At 71.7% G+C, this 20600-nt stretch carries 16 protein-coding genes and 1 pseudogene; 7 read left to right on the top strand and 10 right to left on the bottom strand.

Features of this window, described 5'->3' with window-relative positions; translation table 11 throughout:
• Nucleotides 1-1071, top strand: a pseudogene (locus A3IC_RS61300) (M4 family metallopeptidase); the annotation flags it as partial.
• A 646-nt stretch (nt 1072-1717) separates the two neighbouring features.
• Nucleotides 1718-3013, top strand: coding sequence for a YhgE/Pip domain-containing protein (locus A3IC_RS0150545; RefSeq protein ID WP_020557683.1), 1296 nt, complete (start codon nt 1718-1720; stop codon nt 3011-3013).
• Nucleotides 3014-3016: 3 nt separating this feature from the next.
• Here the strand turns inward: A3IC_RS0150545 and A3IC_RS0150540 are convergent, their stop codons facing one another.
• Nucleotides 3017-3754 carry a TetR/AcrR family transcriptional regulator gene (locus A3IC_RS0150540; RefSeq protein ID WP_020557682.1) on the bottom strand — a complete coding sequence of 246 codons (738 nt, stop codon included), beginning with the start codon at nt 3752-3754 and terminating at the stop codon, nt 3017-3019.
• Between the two features lie 186 nt (nt 3755-3940).
• Between A3IC_RS0150540 and A3IC_RS63760 the strand changes: the two genes are divergently transcribed.
• The 4 genes from A3IC_RS63760 (at nt 3941) to A3IC_RS0150520 (ending at nt 9364) form a co-directional block, all read left to right on the top strand.
• Entirely contained in the window at nt 3941-4798 is an 858-nt protein-coding gene (locus tag A3IC_RS63760; protein ID WP_020557681.1) for an FAD-dependent monooxygenase, read from the top strand.
• A gap of 85 nt (nt 4799-4883) precedes the next feature.
• On the top strand, nt 4884-5483 hold the full coding sequence (locus A3IC_RS0150530) for a VOC family protein (RefSeq protein WP_020557680.1): 600 nt from the start codon (nt 4884-4886) through the stop codon (nt 5481-5483).
• A 49-nt stretch (nt 5484-5532) separates the two neighbouring features.
• Nucleotides 5533-9120 carry an indolepyruvate ferredoxin oxidoreductase family protein gene (locus A3IC_RS0150525; RefSeq protein ID WP_020557679.1) on the top strand — a complete coding sequence of 1196 codons (3588 nt, stop codon included), beginning with the start codon at nt 5533-5535 and terminating at the stop codon, nt 9118-9120.
• Nucleotides 9083-9364: a hypothetical protein gene (locus tag A3IC_RS0150520; protein WP_020557678.1), complete on the top strand. Its 282-nt coding sequence runs from the start codon at nt 9083-9085 to the stop codon at nt 9362-9364. The genes A3IC_RS0150525 and A3IC_RS0150520 overlap by 38 nt, the downstream gene beginning before the upstream one ends.
• Here A3IC_RS0150520 and A3IC_RS0150515 read toward each other — a convergent pair.
• From A3IC_RS0150515 to A3IC_RS0150490, 6 genes are all read right to left on the bottom strand, one after another.
• Nucleotides 9342-10187: an isocitrate lyase/PEP mutase family protein gene (locus tag A3IC_RS0150515; RefSeq protein ID WP_020557677.1), complete on the bottom strand. Its 846-nt coding sequence runs from the start codon at nt 10185-10187 to the stop codon at nt 9342-9344. The two genes, A3IC_RS0150520 and A3IC_RS0150515, sit on opposite strands and share 23 nt — an antisense overlap.
• 61 nt (nt 10188-10248) lie before the next feature.
• Nucleotides 10249-10593, bottom strand: coding sequence for an ACT domain-containing protein (locus tag A3IC_RS0150510; protein WP_020557676.1), 345 nt, complete (start codon nt 10591-10593; stop codon nt 10249-10251).
• Nucleotides 10594-10988: 395 nt separating this feature from the next.
• Nucleotides 10989-12089: an o-succinylbenzoate synthase gene (menC, locus tag A3IC_RS0150505; RefSeq protein WP_020557675.1), complete on the bottom strand. Its 1101-nt coding sequence runs from the start codon at nt 12087-12089 to the stop codon at nt 10989-10991.
• A 35-nt stretch (nt 12090-12124) separates the two neighbouring features.
• On the bottom strand, nt 12125-12910 hold the full coding sequence (locus tag A3IC_RS0150500; protein WP_020557674.1) for a hypothetical protein: 786 nt from the start codon (nt 12908-12910) through the stop codon (nt 12125-12127).
• Nucleotides 12907-14052 (bottom strand): M20/M25/M40 family metallo-hydrolase, encoded by a 1146-nt coding sequence (locus A3IC_RS0150495; protein ID WP_020557673.1) that lies wholly within the window; start codon nt 14050-14052, stop codon nt 12907-12909. Before A3IC_RS0150495 ends, A3IC_RS0150500 begins: the two co-directional genes overlap by 4 nt.
• On the bottom strand, nt 14049-15086 hold the full coding sequence (locus A3IC_RS0150490; protein WP_020557672.1) for a dipeptidase: 1038 nt from the start codon (nt 15084-15086) through the stop codon (nt 14049-14051). The genes A3IC_RS0150495 and A3IC_RS0150490 overlap by 4 nt, the downstream gene beginning before the upstream one ends.
• A gap of 396 nt (nt 15087-15482) precedes the next feature.
• On the opposite strand from A3IC_RS0150490, the gene A3IC_RS0150485 reads away from it, so the two are divergent.
• The gene (locus tag A3IC_RS0150485; protein WP_020557671.1) at nt 15483-16676 is read left to right on the top strand and encodes an acyl-CoA dehydrogenase family protein; all 1194 of its coding nucleotides are present in this window, start codon (nt 15483-15485) and stop codon (nt 16674-16676) included.
• Here A3IC_RS0150485 and A3IC_RS0150480 read toward each other — a convergent pair.
• From A3IC_RS0150480 to A3IC_RS61290, 3 genes are read right to left on the bottom strand one after another with little or no spacing between them, the layout of a single operon-like run.
• Nucleotides 16673-17587, bottom strand: coding sequence for an ECF transporter S component (locus A3IC_RS0150480; protein ID WP_020557670.1), 915 nt, complete (start codon nt 17585-17587; stop codon nt 16673-16675). The genes A3IC_RS0150485 and A3IC_RS0150480 overlap by 4 nt on opposite strands.
• The gene (locus A3IC_RS0150475; RefSeq protein ID WP_020557669.1) at nt 17584-19383 is read right to left on the bottom strand and encodes an ATP-binding cassette domain-containing protein; all 1800 of its coding nucleotides are present in this window, start codon (nt 19381-19383) and stop codon (nt 17584-17586) included. Before A3IC_RS0150475 ends, A3IC_RS0150480 begins: the two co-directional genes overlap by 4 nt.
• On the bottom strand, nt 19380-20588 hold the full coding sequence (locus tag A3IC_RS61290) for a CbiQ family ECF transporter T component (protein WP_020557668.1): 1209 nt from the start codon (nt 20586-20588) through the stop codon (nt 19380-19382). Before A3IC_RS61290 ends, A3IC_RS0150475 begins: the two co-directional genes overlap by 4 nt.
• Nucleotides 20589-20600: the final 12 nt, after the last annotated feature.

The following is a 20600-nucleotide window of genomic DNA, read 5'->3' as shown; positions in this document are numbered from 1 at the left end:
AAGGAATGGAACATGCTCCGCGACTGGCTCGGTCGCAACGGCCACAACGGCACCGGCGGCAGCTGGCCGGTCAAGGTCGGCCTCAACGACGTCAACGCCTACTGGGACGGATCCTCCGTCTCCATCGGCCACAACCAGGCGAACCAGTGGATCGCCTCGATGGACGTCGTCGGCCACGAATTCGGCCACGGAATCGACCAGTTCACCCCCGGCGGCGCCGGCACCGAACCCGGACTGGGCGAATCCACCGGCGACATCATGGGCGCGCTCACCGAGGCGTACACCAACGAACCCTCGCCCTACGACGTCCCCGACTACACCGTCGGCGAAGCCGTCAACCTGGTCGGCCAGGGCCCCATCCGCTACATGTACAAGCCCTCCACCAACGGCGACCCCGACTGCTACAGCTCCTCCATCCCCAACACCGAGGAACACGCCGCGGCAGGCCCGATGAACCACTGGTTCTACCTGCTCGCCGAAGGCACCAACCCCGGCGGCGGCAAACCCGCCAGCCCCACCTGCAACAACACCACCCTCACCGGCGTCGGCGCCCAGCAGGCAGGCAAGATCTTCTACGGCGGCATGCTGCTCAAGACCAGCGGCATGACCTACAAGAAGTACCGCACCGCCACCCTCAACTCCGCCAAGACCCTCGACCCCACCTGCGGCCTGTTCAACAAGACCAAGGCCGCCTGGGACGCCGTCAGCGTACCCGCGCAGTCGGGCGACCCGACCTGCAACGGAAACCCGGGCCCCGACTTCTCGATCAGCGTCAACCCGACCTCGGGTTCGGTGCTCGCCGGTGCCTCGGTCTCGGCCACGGTCGGCACGACCACCACCTCGGGCGCGGCGCAGACCGTCGCGCTGACCGCCACCGGTCAGCCCGCCGACGTCTCGGTGACCCTGACCCCGAGCTCGGTCCAGTCCGGTGCCTCCGCGACGCTGACCGCGACCGCCGCCGCCAACGCCGCGAACGGCACATACGTGATCACCGTGACCGGTACCGGCCCCTCCGCCACCCACACCGCCCAGTACACGCTGACCGTCGGCAACGCGCCCCCGGGCAGCGCGATACGCAACGGCGGCTTCGAGGACGGCACCGCCAACTGGACGCAAAGCGCCAATGACATAACCAACAGCAACCCGGGCAACGCGCACGGCGGTTCCTGGTACGCGTGGATGATGGGCTACGGCTCCACCGCGACCGAGACCGTGAGCCAGTCCAACGTCACGATCCCGGCCGGTTCGCCGAACCTGCGCGTGTGGATCAAGACCACCACCCAGGAGACCGGCAGCACGGTCTACGACACCCTCAAGGTCAAGATCGGCTCGACCACGCTTGCCACCTATTCCAACGTCGGCGCCACCGGTGCCTACGTGCAACGCACGGTGAACCTGAGCGCCTACGCGGGCCAGACGGTCACCCTCACCTTCGCGGGTGCCGAGGACTCCTCGCTGACCACCACGTTCTTCGTGGACGACGTGAGCATCTCCTGATCACGCGCGACCGATGACGGCCTCGCTCCCGGCGCCCCACGCCGGGAGCGAGGCTTCTCGCCGTTGCCGCCGAAAGGAAGGGGGCCGGGCTTTCGCTCGTCCCGCGCATCCGGGGTTTGGTCCGCCGTGGACGGGGCGACCATCTCGCCCACGGCGGCCCCGCCCGCCGCCGTGCCTGCGCGCGGGTGGCCGGTCCGCCCCTCGGCCCGTCTGGAGAGTGATGGCCTCGAACCAGTCCGCCCCCTGGGTCGGCGCGTGGCAGGTATTGCGCAACCCGCGGATCTGGGTGATGCCTTCGATCATCGTCGGGCTGCTGGCCTTCCTGTTGTCCATGCTCTACATGGGCGGCATCCTCAACCCGCGCGCGGACCTGCACCGCCTGCCGATCGGCCTGGTCGACGCGGACCGGGGTGCGCCGGCGGGCACGGCGAACAACCTCGGCGCGCGGATCGTCGAGGGCATCGCCGCCGCGCCCGATCCGGGCGACACGGTGTCCTGGCGAGTCATGGACGAAGCCTCGGCCCGGCAGGAAATGGCCTCGGGCAAGCTGTACGGCGCGATCGTGGTGCCGGCGGGCTTCACCGCGTCGGTGGCCGCGCTGGGTGCCCCCGCGCCGGCGGCGCCGGCCGCGCCGACCCGCCCCACGGTCACCGTGCTGACCAACCCGGGGGCGGGCAGTCTGGCCTCGTCGTTGGCCACCGCCATCGCCCAACAGGCCCTGCACGCGGCCTCCTTGCAATTGGGCGCGGCGCTCACCGGCGCACCGCCGACCGGATCGGGGCAGGTCACCGCCGCGACCCGGCTGCTGCTCGCCGATCCGATCGCGGTCGCCATCGCGGTCGGCCATCCGATCGGCCCACACAGCGGACTGGGCCTGACCGCCTTCTACTACACGCTGCTCCTGGTACTGGCCGGCTTCCTCGGCGGCAACATCATCGGCAACGGGGTCGACGTCGCCCTCGGCTACATGGCGAGCGAGATCGGCCCGCTGCGTACCGAACGGCCGCTGGTGCACATCACCCGTACCCATCAACTCGCGGTCAAGTGCGCGATGTCCGCCGTGTTGTCGATGCTGACCACCACCTTGATCATGCTTGCCACGATCGGCATCCTGGACATGGACGCGGCGCATCTCCCGCTGCTGTGGGTGTTCTCGGTCTGCGCGACCACCGCGGTCGGCGTGGGCGTCCAGGCGATCAACGCGGCCTTCGGCGGGATCGGCCAGTTGGTCGGCATGTTCGTCTTCATCGTGCTGGCCCTGCCGTCCTCGGGCGCGACCATCCCGCTCCAGGCGCTGCCGCACTTCTACCGGGTGTTGTCCGTGTTCGAGCCGATGCGCCAACTCACCGACGGCGTGCGCGCCATCCTGTACTTCGACGCGCGCGCCGACGCCGGTCTGACCCGGGCCTGGCTCGGCATCGCCTTCGGCATCGTGGCCGGTCTCGCCTTCGGCTTCGCGATGACCACGTACTACGACCGCCGACAACTGCACCGCATCGCACCGAAGGCCGGGTAGCGCTCAGGCCGCCCGGTTCAGTTCCCGGAGCATCGCCGTGATGTCCGAGTGTCGGCCCTCCACGCTCCGCAGGCCGGCGATCAGCGTGTCGATGGACAACTGCACGACGTCCTCCACCGGAACGTCGCGGTAGGCCAGCCAGTCCAGGCTGATCTCGTCCAGGTAGCCCACCCATCCGCGCAGCGCGGCGCGCAGGATCGGCGGCGGCGGCTCGGACTCGATCTCGAACAGGTCCAGCACCAGGTCCACACCCGCCTGCCGGGCCGACTCGAAGATCCGCCGCACATCGGGATCGCCCAGACCGGTGCGCATGAACCCGATGAAGGTCTGGGTGTGCCCGCCGATGTACTCGAAGTGGCGCCGGACCATCCCGTACAGGCGCGCCTCGGCGCTCACCTCGTCCGGACGCGGGCGCTGGTAGTCCTGGATGTCGCGGGCGACCTGGCCCAGCGCCTCCAGGTAGATGCCGCGCTTGTCCTTGAAGTAGTAGAAGAGCAGGCCGTGCGCGACGCCCGCGGCATCGGCGATGTCGGCGATGAAGATGTCCTCGTAGGGCCGCGCGGAGAACAGTTCGACGGCCGCCTCCAGAAGTTGCCGGCGACGCTCGCCGCGCCGCCCGGTGCCCGGACCCGTGCCCGTGCCCAGCCGGTTCGACGTGCGCTTCTTCGCCGGCCCGCCCTTCGCCGGGCTGCGCCCGGCGGCCCTGGGTCGAGCCGCCTTCTCCTCTGCTCCCTCAGCCATTCCCAGAGCATATCGAGCCACGCGGTGCGCTCCGTGTCAACTCTTCGACTTGAACTCAAAGATTCTTTGACTTGAAATCAAACTCTGGTTAGCGTGGCTGCCACCTCGACCGACGCACCCGCCGACGCACCCCGTAGGCACGCGTCGCTCGTCGAGCACCGCGTTGGACCGACACAGGGAGTGCCGATGGCCGTACCGGACGTGGACGTGCCGGTGGTGGGAGCGGGCCCGGCGGGCCTGAGCGCCGCCGTGCTGCTCGGGCGGCTCGGGCGGCTCGGGATCGACACGCGCAGTCCGGTCCGCACGCTGCCGGGCATCGGCAACGACGAGATCGCGCCGGTGGGCCACCTGCTCGACGTCTACTTCGACGCCGACCTCACCGCGTACACCCGGGGCCGGCCGTATGCGGTGTGGCGGATCCTGAACCCGCAGACCCAGGGTGCGCTGATCGCGCCGGACGGCAGCACTCGGTGGACCTACAACCTCGCGTTCGACCCCGAGCGGGAGAGCCCCGCCGACTACCCGGCAAAGCGCTGCGCGGAGCTGATCCGGCACGCGGTGGGTGCTCCCGACCTCGCGGTCCGGGTACGCAGCGCGCTGCCGTCGCAGTTGGGGATCGCCATCGCGAAACGCTTCCGGTCCGGCCGGGTCTTCCTGGTCGGCGACGCGGCCCACCGGTTCCCGCCGACCGGTGGCTTCGGGATGAACACCGGCGTCCGGGACGCGCACAACCCGGCCTGGAAACCGGCCGCCGTGCTGCGCGGACAGGCCGGCGAGGACCTGCTCGCGAGCTACGAGGCGGAGCGCGTGCCGGTCGCCCGGTTCAACGCCGCGCAGAGCATGCGCAACGCCGAACGCATGGCCGGCACCGGCGTGTTGTTCACCGAACCTGGCGCACCGGCCGCGATCGAGGATGCCGCGGGGCACGAACCGCGCACCGGCCCGGCCACGGCTGTGGGGCATCGGGCCGCGCGGATGCGTGCTGCTGCGCCCGGACGGGCACGTCGCTGCGGGTGGCCGACGACCATGGCCCCGCCGACCTGACCGCACCGCTGCGCGCCGTCCCGGCCCGCACCGGCGGCGGCTTCGTCCGTACCTGACATTCACACCACGACAAGGGAGTTCGACGATGACCGCGACCCTGCGCCTCGCGCACACCGTGTTGCAGACCAACCGCAAGGCCGAGATGCGCGAGTGGTACACCCGGGCACTGGGCGCCCAGGTGGTGTACGAGACCGAGCAGATCGCCTTCCTGACCTTCGACGAGGAGCACCACCGGCTCGGGCTGATCGGCGCGCCGATTCCGTTCGAAGAGCGCACCCCGACGACCGTCGGCCTCGCGCACACGGCCTACACCTTCGCCACTCTCGACGCCCTGCTCGACCGGTTCGCCGGCCTGCGCGACGCGGGCATCCGGCCGCACGTGTGCGTCGCGCACGGCCCGACCACCTCGATGTACTACCGCGACCCGGACGGCAACACGGTCGAGTTGCAGATCGACAACTTCGCCACCGCGCAGGAGACCACCGACTACCTCACCGGGGCCGAGTTCACCGCCGACCCGGTCGGCCCGGCATTCGACCCGGACCGGTTGCTCGCGGCCTACGAAAGCGGCACCGCGATCGCCGAACTCACCACTCGGGCCTGGGCGTCGGCCGGTCCGGTGCACACCCACCCGCTGCTCGCGCTCACCGGCGACGAGCCCGCCCGGCCGGTGTGCGCCGGATGACCCGCGTTCTCGTCCGCCGCCCGCCCCGGCCGTCCAGGAGGAGCCCACAGTGAGCAGTACCACCCAGGACCGGGCGGGACCCGACGCCCGCTTCACCACGACGCAGGGCCGGGTCCTGTTGTCCGGCGTGCAGGCGCTGGTGCGGCTGGTCCTCGACCAGCGCCGTGCCGACGCCGGGGCCGGCGCCGACACGGGAGCGTATGTCTCCGGCTATCAGGGCTCGCCGCTGGGCACCATCGACCTGGAGTTCGGCCGGCAGCCCGCGCTGCTGGACGAGTTGGGCATCGTCTTCCGACCCGGCGTCAACGAGGAGTTGGCGGCCACCGCCATCGCGGGCAGCCAACTCGCCGCCGGTCGGGAGTCGCACACCGTCGAGGGTGTGCTCGGCGTCTGGTACGGCAAGTCCCCGGGGGTCGACCGGGCCGCCGACGCGATCCGGCACGGCAACCTGGTCGGCACCGGACCCACCGGTGGCGTGCTGATGCTGGTCGGCGACGACCCGGCGGCCAAGTCCTCCACCGTGCCCGGGGCCTCCGAGGCCCTGCTCGCCGCGCTCGGCGTACCGGTCTTCTCCGCAGGCGACGTACAGGAGTTGCTCGACCTGGGTCGGCACGCCATCGCCTGCTCGCGCGAGTCGGGTCTGTGGGTCGCGCTCAAGGTGGTCACCCGGGTCGCCGACGCGACCGCGACCGTCGAGGTCGGCGGCGAACACGCGCCCACCGGTCCCCCGGCCGGCCCCGGCCATCGGCCGGACGCGATGATGATCGGGCCGCGCCTGCTGAACATGGAGCGCGACCTGGTCGAGGTCCGGCTCGCCCGGGCCCGGGCCTACGGCCGCCGGCACCGCCTGACCCGAATCGCCCGGTCGGCGCCCACCGCGCGGGTGGGTGTGATCACCGCCGGTACCGCCTACTTCGACCTGTGCCGGGCGCTGGAGCACCTCGGTGTCGAGGACGACCTGGTGCGGGTGCTCAAGGTCGGCATGATCCACCCGCTGGATGCCGAGGCGGTACGGGAGTTCGCGGTCGGGCTGGACGAGGTGCTGGTCCTGGAGGAGAAGGGGCCGTTCCTCGAACCGCTGGTCAAGGAGGCACTGTACGGCGCGCCGAGCACGCCGCCGGTGACCGGCAAGCACGATCCGGCGGGCGCGCCGCTGGTCCCGCTCACCGGCGTGCTGGACGCGGGTGTCGTCGGCCGGGCCGTCGCGGCGCGACTGCTCGCCCACCACGACCTGCCCGAACTGCGCGCTCGTGCGGCCGAGTCGACCCCGCCGGCGCACCGGCGCACGCTGCCGCTGGTCGACCAGCGCACCCCGTTCTTCTGCTCGGGCTGCCCGCACAACGTCTCGACGAAGGTGCCTGCGGGCACTCTGGTCGGCGCGGGCATCGGCTGCCACGGCATGGTCACCGTCAACCGACAGGACCACGGCGACCTCACCGGGCTGAGCCAGATGGGCGGCGAGGGCGCGCACTGGATCGGCATGGCGCCCTTCCTGAACCGCACGCACCTGGTGCAGAACATGGGCGACGGCACCTTCGCCCACTCGGGCTCACTGGCGATCCGCGCGGCCGTCTCGGCGAGCGTGCACATCACCTTCAAGCTGTTGTACAACGACGCGGTCGCGATGACCGGCGGACAGCAGGCGCAGGGCAGGCTCTCGGTGCCCGCGATCACCCGGCTGCTCGAAGCCGAGGGTGTCCGGCGGATCGTGGTCACCACCGAGGACGTCCGGCGCTACCGCCGAGTCCGCCTCGCCGGCATCGCCAAGGTCCGCCCGCGCGAGCATCTGGAGGCCGTACAGGCGGAGTTGGCGGCCGTCCCGGGCGTGACCGTGCTGATTCACGATCAACTGTGCGCGATCGAGAAGCGGCGCCGGCGCCGGCGCGGCGAACTCGCCGATCCGGTCGAGCGGGTGCTGATCAACGAGTCGATCTGCGAGGGATGCGGTGACTGCGGCGCGAAGTCGGGCTGTCTGTCCGTGGAACCGGTGCAGACCGAGTTCGGCCGCAAGACCCGGATCCATCAGTCGTCCTGCACCAAGGACTTCTCCTGTCTTCAGGGCGACTGCCCGGCCTTTCTGACGGTGCGGGCGAAGGACGCGGGTGCGCTTGGCTCGTGGGTGAAGGGTGCGTGGGTGAAGGGTGCGTGGGTGAAGGGCTCGCGTCCCGGTGCGGCGCGGGCCGGTCGGGCGGATCGGGTGGGGCCGACCACGCCCGAGCCGCCGCGACCACCGGACCTGCCGCTGCCGCGATTTCGGGTCGAGGCCGAGGACCTTCGGATCCGCCTGGTCGGCATCGGCGGCACCGGCGTGGTCACCGTCGCCCAGGTGCTCGGTGCGGCAGCCGCCCTGGACGGCCTGCACACCGCCGGCCTGGATCAGACCGGATTGAGCCAGAAGGCCGGTCCCGTGGTGTCCGACGTGCGGATCTCCACGACCCCGGTCACCGGTTCGGCCACCGTGTCGGCCGGCAGCCTCGATCTGTTGCTCGGGCTGGACATCCTGGGCGCCGCGTCGGCGGCCAACCTGGCCAACGCGAACACCGGGCGCACCGTCGCGGTGGTCTGCACCGGCCTGGCCCCGACCGGCCGGATGGCCACCGACGTCACCGCGCCCGCGCCCGATCTCGTCGCCGCCCGGGAAGTGATCGACGCCTGCACCCGCGAGCGGGACAACGTCCACGTGGACGCGCGCGACCTGGCCGAACGGGTCTTCGGCGATCATCTGCCGGCCAACGTGATCATGCTGGGCGCGGCCTGGCAGCACGGCATGCTGCCGATCACGCTCGGCGCGATCGAGGAGGCGTTCCGCCGCAACGGGACCGCGGTCGAGCAGAACCTGGCCGCGTTCGGCTGGGGCCGGGCGGCGGTGGCCGAACCGGCCGCGGTGCAACGGCTGCGTGAGCCGGAGGAGGCCGTGCCGCTCTCGCCGCCGGCCGCCGCGCTGGTCGACCGGGTGTCCGGCACGCCGGGCGAACTGCGCCGGTTGCTGAGCGTCCGAGTGCCCGAGCTGATCGCCTATCAGCACGCCGGATACGCCCGCCGCTACGTCGACGTCGTCGCGCACGCGCACGCGGTCGCGGCGCGGCGTATCCCGGGCGACGACACGGTCGCCGAGGCGGTGGCCCGCGGGCTGTTCAAGCTGATGGCCTACAAGGACGAGTACGAGGTGGCCCGGCTGCACCTCGCGCAGGTCGCGGCGCTGCCGGCGGACCGCACGTTCGCGGTGCACCTGCATCCGCCGGTGCTGCGCGCGCTGGGCATGGATCGCAAGATCCGCCTGGGTCCGTGGAGCACCCCGCTGTTCCGCGCCCTGTACGCCGCCCGGCCACTGCGCGGCACCCGCCTCGACCCGTTCGGGCCCACCGCACTGCGGCGCACCGAGAGGGAATTGATCGACGAGTACGTCGAACACGTGCGACACGCGCTCGACCGACTCACCCCCGCGACCCGCGACGTGGTCGTCGAACTGTGCGAACTCCCGGACACGGTACGCGGCTACGAGGAGATCAAGCTGGCCGGTGTGGCCCGCTTCCGCGACCGGGCCCGGGCGCTGCGCGATCGACTGGCCGAACCATCCGCCCCGCCCCCCGGAGCCGAACATGCTGCCGCACCTGGTGCCGGCCCGCCGGAAACCTGACGTCCCCGCCGGGGACATCGCCGAACCGCCCGCCGAATTCCTGCGGTTCGCCGTCGGATATCCCGGTCGGCCACTGGTCGGTTGGGTCGAGGGCATCGACGAACCGCGCAACCCGATGCTCGCCCGGACGGCGGCCCCGGGGTCGATCCGGCCCCGGCCCCGACCGCACCTCGCGGTGCGCGCCCGCCGACTCGCCGACCGGTGCGAGTCGCGGCCGGCGGTCAGCGCAGGCGCCGGCGGCTGATGTTCTTCTCCAGCAGTGCGGTCGCGGTCCGGACGCCGACCGCGTCCGGACCGTCGGCCTCGGGCAATCGGCCGTCGGAGCGGATCAGTTCGGTCAGCGCCGCGTCGATGGCGGTGTGTGCGGCGAACAGGCACGGTGTGCTGTAGATCGCCGCGTCCACGCCGAGTTCGGCCAGTTCGGTGAGGGTCAGGCGTGGCGACTTGCCACCCGCGATCTGATTGAACAGCAGCGGCTTGTCGCCGACCGCCGCGCGGATCCGGCGGATCCACTCGACGCTGCGCACGCCGTCCACCAGGACCACGTCGGCGTCGGTCTTGGCCAGGGCCCGCGCCCGGCGCAGGATGTCGTCCGGTTCGGTGGCGTCGGTGCGGGCGACCACCACCATGTCGCCGCGGCAGTCCAGCACGTGCGCCAGCTTGTCCAGATACTCGTTCAGCGGAAGCACGAGTTTGCCGTCGGCGTGGCCGCAGCGCCGCGGTCGCATCTGGTCCTCCAGGATCACCCCGGACGCCCCTGCCCGAGCCAGCCGTTGCACCACGTGGCAGGCCACCTCCGGGTCGCCGTAGCCGTCGTCGATGTCGACCAGGAGGTGCTGCCGTGGGAAGGCGAGCCGCAGGCGCTCCACGAACGCAACCATGTCCGGCCAGGCGATGAAGCCGATGTCGGGCAGCCCGTAGTAGGAGGCGGCGAAACCGAAGCCGGAAACGAAGAAGCCGTCGAAGTGCCGGGCCGCGAGGGACGCGGAATACATGTCGTGAATGCCGACGAGGGGTGTGGTCTCCGCGCGGACGAGATCGTCCCGCAGGGCACTTCCGTAGAGCACGAGTTCTCCATGTGTAGTCATCCGACTACAGACGCAGTATGGAGATCGTGGTCGATTGCTGTCAATCTCTACCAACCACTCGGGTCACCTCCAGCGTCTCCACCATCCGGCGCAGCCTCGCCTCGACCCGGGCCGCGTCCCGGGCGCACACGGTGACCTCGACGGTGGCCGCGCCGAACTCGGTGGAGACGTAGCTGAGTCGGCGTACGCCATGGTTGTTGAGCGTGGTGGCGACCCGGGCGAGCACGCCGCGGCCGTGCCGCATCCGGGCCACCAGATGGGCGCTCTCGACGCCGGGGGCGATCCCCTCGGCGTTGGACCCGGTGGTGGGGGCGGGATCGCCCGGCATCGAGGCGACTTCCGCGAACCGGGGGGCTTCGAGGACCTGGGTGCCGTCGTCAACCATGGATCGGGCTCCTGTCGAAGTGGGGTGGCGTGGGATCGATTGGCTCGTGCGAATCGGAAAGAGTCCGGAAAACAGAAAGACCCCTCGCGAAGCGCGAGAGGTCTGCGTGCGGACGGTGGGCCGCAGGGAAATGGTCGTCCTGGTCAGCCCGGTGTCGGCACGCTGCCGGTAATAATCATCCGACGTCGCATGGTGTCGAAACTCGCACACCCGCCACGAGTCGTCCAACGTGTCTCATGATGCGGATGCCCAGGTCCGCTCCGTGGGCCGACGGCGACCGATCGATCAGCTGATCGATCGGTCGCCGTCGGTTGCTCGGAACATGATTCAGCGCAGGGCTCGGAGCCGGACTCGGAGCGGAGCTCGCAGCCGGACTCGGAGCGGGACCGCGATGCTCAGAACTTGATCCACTCGCTGGACGTGGTCACCGAGTCCAGGATGTCGACGATCGGGTCGATGCCCAGGCCGGGGCCGGTGGGCACGTCCAGGTGCCCGTCGGCGAGTTCGAACGGCGCGGTGATGTCGGTGGCGTAGTAGCGGCGTGAGGCGGAGGTGTCGCCCGGAAGAATGAAGCCGGGCAGCGCGGCCAGGGCCACGTTGGCGGCCCGACCCAGGCCGGTCTCCAGCATCCCGCCGCACCAGACCGGCACGCCGTGCGCCACACACAGGTCGTGGATCGCCTTGGCCTCCAGGTAGCCGCCGACCCGACCGGGCTTGATGTTGATGATCGACGCGGAGCCCAGGGTGATCGCCGCCGCGGCGTCCTCGACCGACTCGATGGACTCGTCCAGGCAGATCGGGGTCTTCATCTGCTTGGCCAACTGGGCGTGCTGGACCAGGTCGTCGTCGGCCAGCGGCTGCTCGATCAACAGCAGGTCGAACGCGTCCAGCTTGGCCAGCTGCCGCGCGTCGGCCAACGTGTACGCGGCGTTCGCGTCCACCTGCAACAGCAGGTCGTCGCCGAAGCGCTCACGCACCGCGCGCACCGGGGCCACGTCCCAGTTCGGCTCGATCTTCAGCTTGATCCGCACATAGCCCTCGTCGACGAACTGGCCGACCAGGTCCAGCAGTTCCGGAATCGAGTCCATGATGCCCACGGACACCCCGCACGGGACCCGGTCCCGGGAGGCACCCAGGAACGATCCGAACGACTGTCCGGCGGCCCGCAGTTGGGCGTCCAGGACGCCCGTCTCCAGGGCCGCCTTCGCCATCTTGTGGCCCTTGAACGGCTTCAGCGCGCGCTTGACCGTCAGCGCGTCCACCCGCTCGGGCAGCGCCGGGATCAGGAATCGCTTGAGCACGTCGACCGCGCCGTCCACGTACTCCGAGTTGTACAGCGGGTCGGACATCGCGACGCACTCGCCCCAGCCCTCCGCCTCCGGCGTGACCACGCGAAGCAGCAGGATGTCGCGTGCGGTCTCGACGCCGAAGGAGGTGCGGAACGGCGCGCGCAACGGCATGGCGATGCGGCGCAGTTCGATTCCGGTGATCTTCATGGTGCCTGGACTCCTGATCGATTGTCGGTCGGCGGTCACGCGGTGCTGTCGCGCGTGAGGATGTAGCGGGTCTTGTCCTGGAAGCCGATCACCCGGGCGCCGTCGGCGAGCAGTCCGCCGAACACCTCGCGCAGCGCGATCCGCCATTCCTTGGCGGCACCCGGGTCGGTGCGCCGCAGCGTCTCGATGTCCGCGGGAACCTCGACGAGCAGGTGTGCGGCGTCGGTGCGGCCCAGCAGCGGCCGCTCGTCCCGCACGGCCAGCGCGGTCACCGCGTCCGCCGGCACGGCGACCGGGATGGGCGTGGAGTTCACGGCCGCGATCACCTTGGGGTCGGCCAGATCCCAGACCACCAGGGCCCGGTCGGTGTCGGTGCCGCCGTTGATCGCGTCGTCGACCGAGCCGTAGAAGTTGGGCATGTAGCCGTCCGGACGACCGCCCAGCTTGGTCACGTTGAAGTGGGCGTTGCGCCGGATCAGCGGATCGTAGGTCCAGGTGATCCGGGCGACACCGCGGGCCAGCGCCCAGTTGCGCTGGTGCACCTTGAGCGCGAAGCCGGCCGCGTGGCCGGCGTGGGCGCCGGTGACGTGCGAGTGCAGCGTACGGGCGATCGGCGCCCCGAAGAACCCGACGGTGGCGCCGGTGAGACGCCCGTCCACGTAGGCCCCGGCGACGTAGTTCCCGGCGTGCGACAGTGCGCGCATCTGTTCGACGGACATCGGCGCGTTGCCCGGCCCCGTCCCCCAGATCTCGCAGAACAGGCGGAACGCGTCCTCGATCTCGTCGAGTTCGTGCAGTTCGCGAACGACCACGGCGCTCATCGGACCGCCTCGATCAGGCCCGCGAGCAGGAGCGTGCGCGGCGCCAACTCGGCCACGATCACGTGTTCGTGGTCGGCGTGCGCACCGCCGCCGACCGCGCCGAGGCCGTCCAGGGTCGGACAGCCGATGCCGGCGGTGAAGTTGCCGTCGGAGGCGCCGCCGACCGCCGCGGCGCGCAGCGGCGGCAGGCCGCTGCCGCTCGCGACCCGGTCGGCGAGGTCGAACAGCGCGCTGGAGGAGGACTCCTCCAGCGGCGGCCGGTTGGGGCCGCCGAGCACCTCGATCCGGGCGCCGGGCACGGTCGTACCCAGACCGCGGATCAAGTCGTCCACCCGCTCCTGGGCCTTGATCGTGGGCACCCGTACGTCCACGGTCACCCGCGCCCGATCGGGAACGGTGTTGGACACCGCGCCGGCCTCGACCACCGTGGGGGTCACGGTGGTGCGCCATCCGTCCAAAGCGCCCTCGTCCGCCAGGTCGGCCAGGGCGCCGAGGGCGAGCACCAGGTGGGCGGCCTCGATCGCCGCGTTGATGCCCTTCTCCGGCTCCAGGCCCGCGTGCGCGGCCCTGCCGTGCACGACCAACTCGTATTGCGAGCCGCCCTTTCGCCCGGTCTTCAGCGCCCCGCCGTCGGCGGACGCCTCCAGGACGAAGGTCGCCGCGCAGCCGCGTGCGGAGTCCTCGATCAGGGCGCGCGAGGTGGTCGAGCCGACTTCCTCGTCCCCGGTGATCAGCACGCCGATGCCGTCCAGCGAGTCCAACGAGGCGAGCGCGTGGAACATCTGGACCAGGCCGGCCTTCATGTCGAAGACGCCCGGCCCTCGGGCGATCCCGTCCACCACCGACCAGGGGTGGGTGGCCAACGAGCCCATCGGCCACACCGTGTCGTGGTGCCCGACCAGCAGGACGCGCGGGGTGCCGAACGTCCACTGAAGGTGGGTCACCCCGTCCAGCACGATCCGTTGCGGTTCGACGCCGAGATGGCGAGCGCCCTGGGCCGCGACCACCTCCGCGCTGCGCGCGACCGCTGCCAGATCGGCGGAGAACGACTCACACCGCACCAGTTCGGCCAGGTCGGCCAGCATCGCGTCGGTGTCGAACGCGTTCGAGCCGGCCGCGGAATCGGCCGTCGCGCCGGTCATCGGGCCAGGCCCAGCTCGGCACGGAACAGCCTCTGTACATTACCGCCAAGGATCGCCATGATCTCCTTCTCACCCAGTCCGCGCCGCACCAATGCCTCGGTGAGCGCGGGAAGTTCGGCCGGGCCGTTCAGCCCGGGCAGTTCGGCGGAGGCGTCCACACCGGTGTAGTCCGCGCCTTCGCAGCACGGTGGTGTGATGTCCGCGAGCACCTCTTGCAGGAAGTCGGGGCCGATCCCGACGTGGTCCACACCCACCAGGGAGATGATGTGCTCGATGTGGTCGACGAGCCCGTCGATGGTCTGCTTCGACCGGTCGGCGGACAGGAAGTCGGGCACGAAGTTGACGCACACGACGCCACCGGTCGCGGCCACACCCCGGATCTGCTCGTCGGTCAGGTTCCGGTGGTGGTCGCACAGCGCCCGGGCGCCCGAGTGGGTGGCGATCAGCGGGCGCGTGGCCTGCTCCAGCACGTGCGCCACGCCGACGGCCCCCAGGTGGGAGATGTCGAAGATGATGCCGAGCCGCTCCATCTCGCGCAGCGCCTCGACGCCGGCGTGGGTGAGCCGGCTGCCGGTGGCGTCCTCGCCGCTGCCGTCGCCCAGTGCGGACCGGCCCCAGTGCGCGATCGAGGCGACCCGTACACCGAGCCGGTACAGCGTGCGGAACAGTTCCAGGTCGGCGTCCACCCCCGGCGCGCTCTCCAGTGCCAGCACGAGCGCGATCCTGCCCTCGGCGAGCGCCGTGTCGACGTCGTCGCCGTCCAGGCACAGCTTGACCTCGTCCGGGTTGCCCTCGGCGATCGCGTGGGCGCACTCGACCATCCGCAGCGTCCGGCGCAGCGCGCCCTCCGGGCGGAACTGGTCGTCCACGAACACCGGCAATACCTGGATGTCCACCCCGCCCTCGCGCAGTTGGGGCAGCCACTGCTCTCGGAAGAAACTCGCCCACCTGCCTGGTGGTCGTTCCACCACGGCCATCAGGAGATCGTTGTGCGTGTCCGCCACGACGGCACGGGTGTGCAGTTCGGCGCTCATGTCGCGTCCTTCCGGTTGGTGTGTGAGCGACGCTAGGCCGCGCCACGTACCGGGTTCTTCGTCCGAATGACCAATGCTGTCGACACTTTCCGTCAGCGGGCACCAAAGCCACGACCGGCTCGCGGGACCGCCGTGCCGGCACCTCACCGCCGGATCCGTACCCCGCAGGAGCCCGGGCGAGGCCATAGGTGGGCCGCGACAAAGAACCCGGCTCGGCTTCGTCGCGCCGGACGATCCCCGGCCACCGGCTGTGCACCTACCGTGCGCAGGTGTCCTGGTATCCCCCGGCCCCGGTCCGGCGGGTCCGCGCCGCCAGCTCGGGGATCGTCCCCGGCCACGGCACCAGGTGAACCGGGCCTCCTTCCCGGCCCGCCCGTCCACCCCAGGGATGCGCCCGTGCCCGTCGACCGTCTGCTCCCCACCGACGAAGCCCACGACCTGATCGCCCGAACCCGGGCGTTCGCGGACCGCGAACTCGCGTCCCGGGTCGCCGGGTGTGAGGCCGACGCGAGCTACCCCACCGGTTTGTTCACCGCTCTGGGCCGGGCGGGCCTGTCCGGCCTGCCCTACCCGGTGCGGTACGGGGGCGGCGGCCAGCCCTACGAGGTCTACCTCCAGGTGGTGGAAGAACTCGCCGCGCGCTGGGCGGCGGTGGCCGGCGCCGTGGACACGCACACACTGGCCTGCCTGCCGACCGCGGCGCACGGCACCGACGCGCAACGCGAGCAGTGGCTGCCCGGCATGCTCGACGGCGCGCTGACCGGCGGCGGCAGCCGGTCCGAACCGCATGTCGGAGCCGATCCCTCGGCGGTCACCTGCCGGGCCGAGCGCACCCGCGCCGGGCACCTGCTCCAGGGCACCCAGTTCGCCCTCGCGCACGGGGGCCGGGCGCACTTCCACACCGTGTTCGCCCGCACCGGTCCGGCCCGACCGGACGTTTCCTGCTTCCTGGCCCCCGGCGCCGACGAGTACCTCTACTTCGCCGCTCCCGAGGAGGCGACCGCGTTGCGCGCCATCCCGACCACCACCGCCTATTGGGACGGGGTGTACCTGGAACCCGAGCGGCTGATCGGGGCGCCGGGTCGGGGTCTGCGGATCGCGTTCGACCTGTTGGACGCGGGCCGGTTGGGCGGCGCGGCGTGCGCGACCGGGCTGGCCCAGGCCGCGCTGGACGTCGCGGGCGCGTTCGTGACCGGGGCCGATCGGCACCTGCCGGCGGAGGCTGCGGCAGCGGTCGACTCCGCCCGGGCGATCTACCTGGACGCGGCCCGGCGCCGCGACGCGGGCATCTCGTACACGCGCCAGGCGTCGGTGGCCGAGTCGGCCGCGGTGGAGGCCGCGGTCAAGGCGACCGCCGCCGCGGTACGGATCCTGGGTGCGGTGGCCGACACCGACGAGTTCCCGGTGCGGCGGTATGCGCGCGAGGCGGCGGTGCTGCGCCGGCGGATCGCGGCGGCCGGGGGTGCGGGGGCCGGTGCCTTCGGCGCGGGCGGTGGGGGTGGCACGGGGGCGGCGGCCGGTGTACCGGTCGGCCGGCGCCACGGGTCCGGCCGTGGTGGGGCCTTGAGCGTGCGGGGGTCCGTGGTCTAGGCACAGGGCTGATGCGCGGTCTCGGTCTCGGTCTCGGTCGCCGTTGCCGGTTGCGGCGGGCCGACGGGCTCGACGCGCTCGACGGGCTCGAAGACGATCGGTGCCTCGAAGGCCGCCTTGCGGGCGGCTCTGCGCAGCGCGGCCAGCACCGCCGGGCCCACGAGCACGATGGCGACGCAGTTGGTGATCGCGCGTCCGGTGTCCCAGCCGAAGGTGGAGGTGAGCACGGTGAAGACGAAGAACCGGTGCAGGTTGTCCAGGACCGCGTCGCCGGGTACGAACGCCGGACCGACCATGCCCGGTGCGTCGGCCAGGAACGGCCAGAACCACATGTTGAGCAGGAAGCCGAAGGCGTAGGCGGAGAACACGCCGTAGCAGGCCAGCATAACGATCTCGCGACGGCCGCGCACCCGCTTGGGCAGCAGGCCGGCACCCAGCCCCACCCAGGCCGAGGCGAGCATCTGGAACGGCAGCCAGGGCCCGACCCCGGCGGTCAGCAGGGCCGAGGCGAACAGTGACGTACAGCCGAGCACGAAGCCGAAGCCGGGGCCGAACACCCGACCGGCGAGCACGAGCATGAAGAAGACCGTCTCGATCCCCGCCGTACCGGCGCCCAGTGGGCGCAGCGCGGCGTTGATCGCGGACAGGACGCCGAGCATGGCCAGCGCCTTCGAGTCCAGCCCGCCGCTGGTCATTTCGGCCAGTACCACCGCGACCACGAACGGCAGGGTGACCGCGAAGATCAGCGGCGCGTCCCCGGAGTGCGCGGCGGATTCGGGCGACGGCGAGGCGAACAGCGGCCACAGGAACATCGCCAGTCCGGCGATCGAGGCGATGGTGAGCACGAGCGCGGTGCGCGGGGTGATCCGGATCGCGCTGGTGTGACGCGTGCTCGGGGCCGGGGGGCTCATCGGGTCGCCTCCTGCTCGCGGGGGTGGGTCGGGGCAGGGAGCGGGCCGGCTTGCGGGGTGGGGTCGGGGTCGGCTTGCGGGTCCAGACCGGGGCTTGGACCGGTACCTGAGCCGGGACTTGGACCGGCACCTGAGCTTGGACTTGGGCCTGGACCGGTGCCGGGCTCGGGGCGGCGGCCAGGCTCGGGGCCGGGGTCCAGTGCCGCCGCCACGTCGGCGACGGTCAGCCACGGGAGCGGGGCCAGGATCTTGGCCACCTGCGGTGCGAACGCGGGTGAGGACACCACCACGTCCGGGGTCGGGCCGTCGGCCACGATGTCGCCCTCGGCCATCACCACGACCCGATCGGCGACCTGCGCGACGAATTCGACGTCGTGTGTGGCCAGGACCACCGTGCCGCCCGCGTCCGCCAGTTCGCGCACGACCCGAACGAACCGCCGCTTGGCGTGGTAATCGAGTCCGCAGGTGGGCTCGTCCAGCAGCACCACCCGTGGTGCGGCGACGAGTTGGATCGCCAGCACCAGCGCCAGCCGCTGCCCTTCGGAGACGTCACGCGGGTGCAGCGCGCCGTCGATGCCGGGCGCGATCCGGTTCAGGAGGGCGCGACACGAGCCCTGCTCGACCTCGGATTCCCGGTCCGCCTGGGCACATTCCGCATCCACGGTCTCCAGGTACAACAGGTCGCCGGAGCTTTGTGGGACCAGGCCGACCAGACCGCGCGCACGATGCGGCGCGGCCTTGCCCGGGTCCTCGCCGGCCACGTCCACGGTGCCGCCCTGGCGCGGCCCCGAACCCTGGAGGGCCCACAGGAGCGAGGACTTGCCGGACCCGTTGCGGCCCATCAGCGCGGTGACCCGGCCGGGGAACAGGTCCAGGTCCAGGCCGCGTACCGCGATCACGTCGCCGTAGCGGACGATGATCCGCCGCGCGCTCAGGAGCGGTCCGGCCGCTCGGACGGCGGCCCGCGCCTCGGGCGGCGTACGGTCGGCCAGACGCTCGCGCAGCGGTGGTGCCAGGCGCCGGGCGTCGCGGACCGAGAGCGGCAGCGGCGACCAGCCCGCCAGTCGGCCGAGTTCGACGACCGGCGGCGCGATGTCGCACGTGGCCAGGATCTCGGCGGGCGGGCCGTCGCGGACGGTGTGATCACCCGGCAGGTGCACCAGCCGGTCGGCGTACTGCACCACGCGTTCCATGCGGTGCTCGGCGACGATCGCGGTGATACCGAGGTCGTGCACGAGCCGGGTGATGGCGGCCAACACGTCCTCGGCGGCGGTCGGATCGAGAGCGGAGGTGGGTTCGTCCAGCACCAGGACGCGCGGATGCGCGGTCAGCACCGAGCCGATCGCGACCCGCTGTTGTTGGCCGCCGGAGAGGGTGCGCAGCGGCCGGTGCCGCAGTTCGGCGATGCCGAGCAGGTCGAGAGTCTCCTCCACGCGCTTGCGCATCACCGTCGACGGGATGGCCAACTGCTCCATTCCGTAAGCGAGTTCCTCCTCGACGGTATCGGTGACGAAACCCGCGAGCGGGTCCTGACCGACCACCCCGACCAGGTGTGCGAACTCGCGCGGCGGCTGGGTACGGGTGTCCACGCCGTCCACGAGCACGCTCCCGCGCAGGGTGCCGCCGGTGAAGTGCGGGACCAGGCCGTTGATCGCGCCGAGCAGGGTCGACTTGCCCGCTCCGGTGCGACCGACGACCAGACACAACTCACCTTCGGGGATCGTGAGTTCGACGTTGCGCAGGGCCGGTGCGCGCGCATCGGCGTAGGTGATGGTGACGTCGCGGAACCGGATCACCGGACGGATCTCTCCTTGCCGGCAGAGCCGGTCGCGGCCGGGCGGGGAGCCGGGCCGGGCTGGACGGATGGAACGGGTACGGGCGCGGTCGCGCCGAAGCGGGGTGTATCCGGCAAAGGCGGCGGGGCCAGCCACGCGGGCAGCACGCCGACGACCAGCGCGAGCACCGGGAGCGGGGCCAACTCCGGCCAGGCCAACGGGCTCAGCGACGGATAGAGGTTGCCGGCGTCGATCCGGCTGGTGAGGTGGACCAGCGCGCCGGCGCCGACCCCGCACCCGGCCACCGCGAACTCGGCGCTCCGCCAGCGGTCCGGCAGGTAGACACTGCGGTCGATCCGCCGGCCGGTCAGCACGAAGCCGATGCCCGCGATCACGATTCCGCCGGGCAGCATCGTCGCGCCCAGATAGCGTGGGGCGCTGCCGTCGAGCAGTGCGTACACCCCCACGCACACGCCGATCAGGCCCACCAGGGTCAGCATGCCGGTGAGCAGCCGGATCGATCGGGGCAGGTGCCGGTTGCGGCCGTAGCCGCGCGAGTCCATCGCGGCGGCCAGCGCGAGCGAACGATCCAGCGCGTCCTGGAGCACCGGGATGGCGATCGAGCGCAGCGCTCGCATGCCGCGCTGGGCACCGCCGCGCAGCCGGCGGGCCCTGCGCACCCGCTGCACGCTCTCCACCAACTGCGGTGCCACCGAGAGCGCGACCACCACGGCCGCGCCCACCTCGTACAGCGCCGCCGGCACCGCCTTGAGCATGCGCTTGGGACTGGCGAGTGCGTTGGCCGCGCCCAGGCAGACGATCATGGTGGCCAGGCGCAGCCCGTCGTAGAACCCGCCGAGCACGTGCTCCAGGACCACCGGGCCGAACAGGTGGATGCCCGCCGCCCAGGCGGGCAGCGGGAGTTCGGGCAGATCGAGGAGGACGTGGCCGCTCGCCGCGCCGGCGCCGAACAGGATCCGGAACAACACCCGCATCATGATGATGAACAGGCCCAGGAACAGGTACATCCGGAACGCCAGGGCCCACGGGGCATCGCTGCGCCGGTTGGCGACCACGTAACCGGCGACGGCCAGGATCAGCGCGAGCAGCAGCGGATTGGTGGTCCGACTGGCCGCGGTGGCCAGACCGAGCGCCCAGAGCCACCACGCGCCGGGATGCACGGTGCGCGGCAGGCGGCCCGCGGCGAAACGCGCGGCCACCGTCACCCGTCCCGGGCC

The organism is Embleya scabrispora DSM 41855 (genome assembly GCF_000372745.1).
GTDB lineage: Bacteria > Actinomycetota > Actinomycetes > Streptomycetales > Streptomycetaceae > Embleya > Embleya scabrispora.
This window is presented reverse-complemented; position numbering and strand designations above follow the sequence as displayed.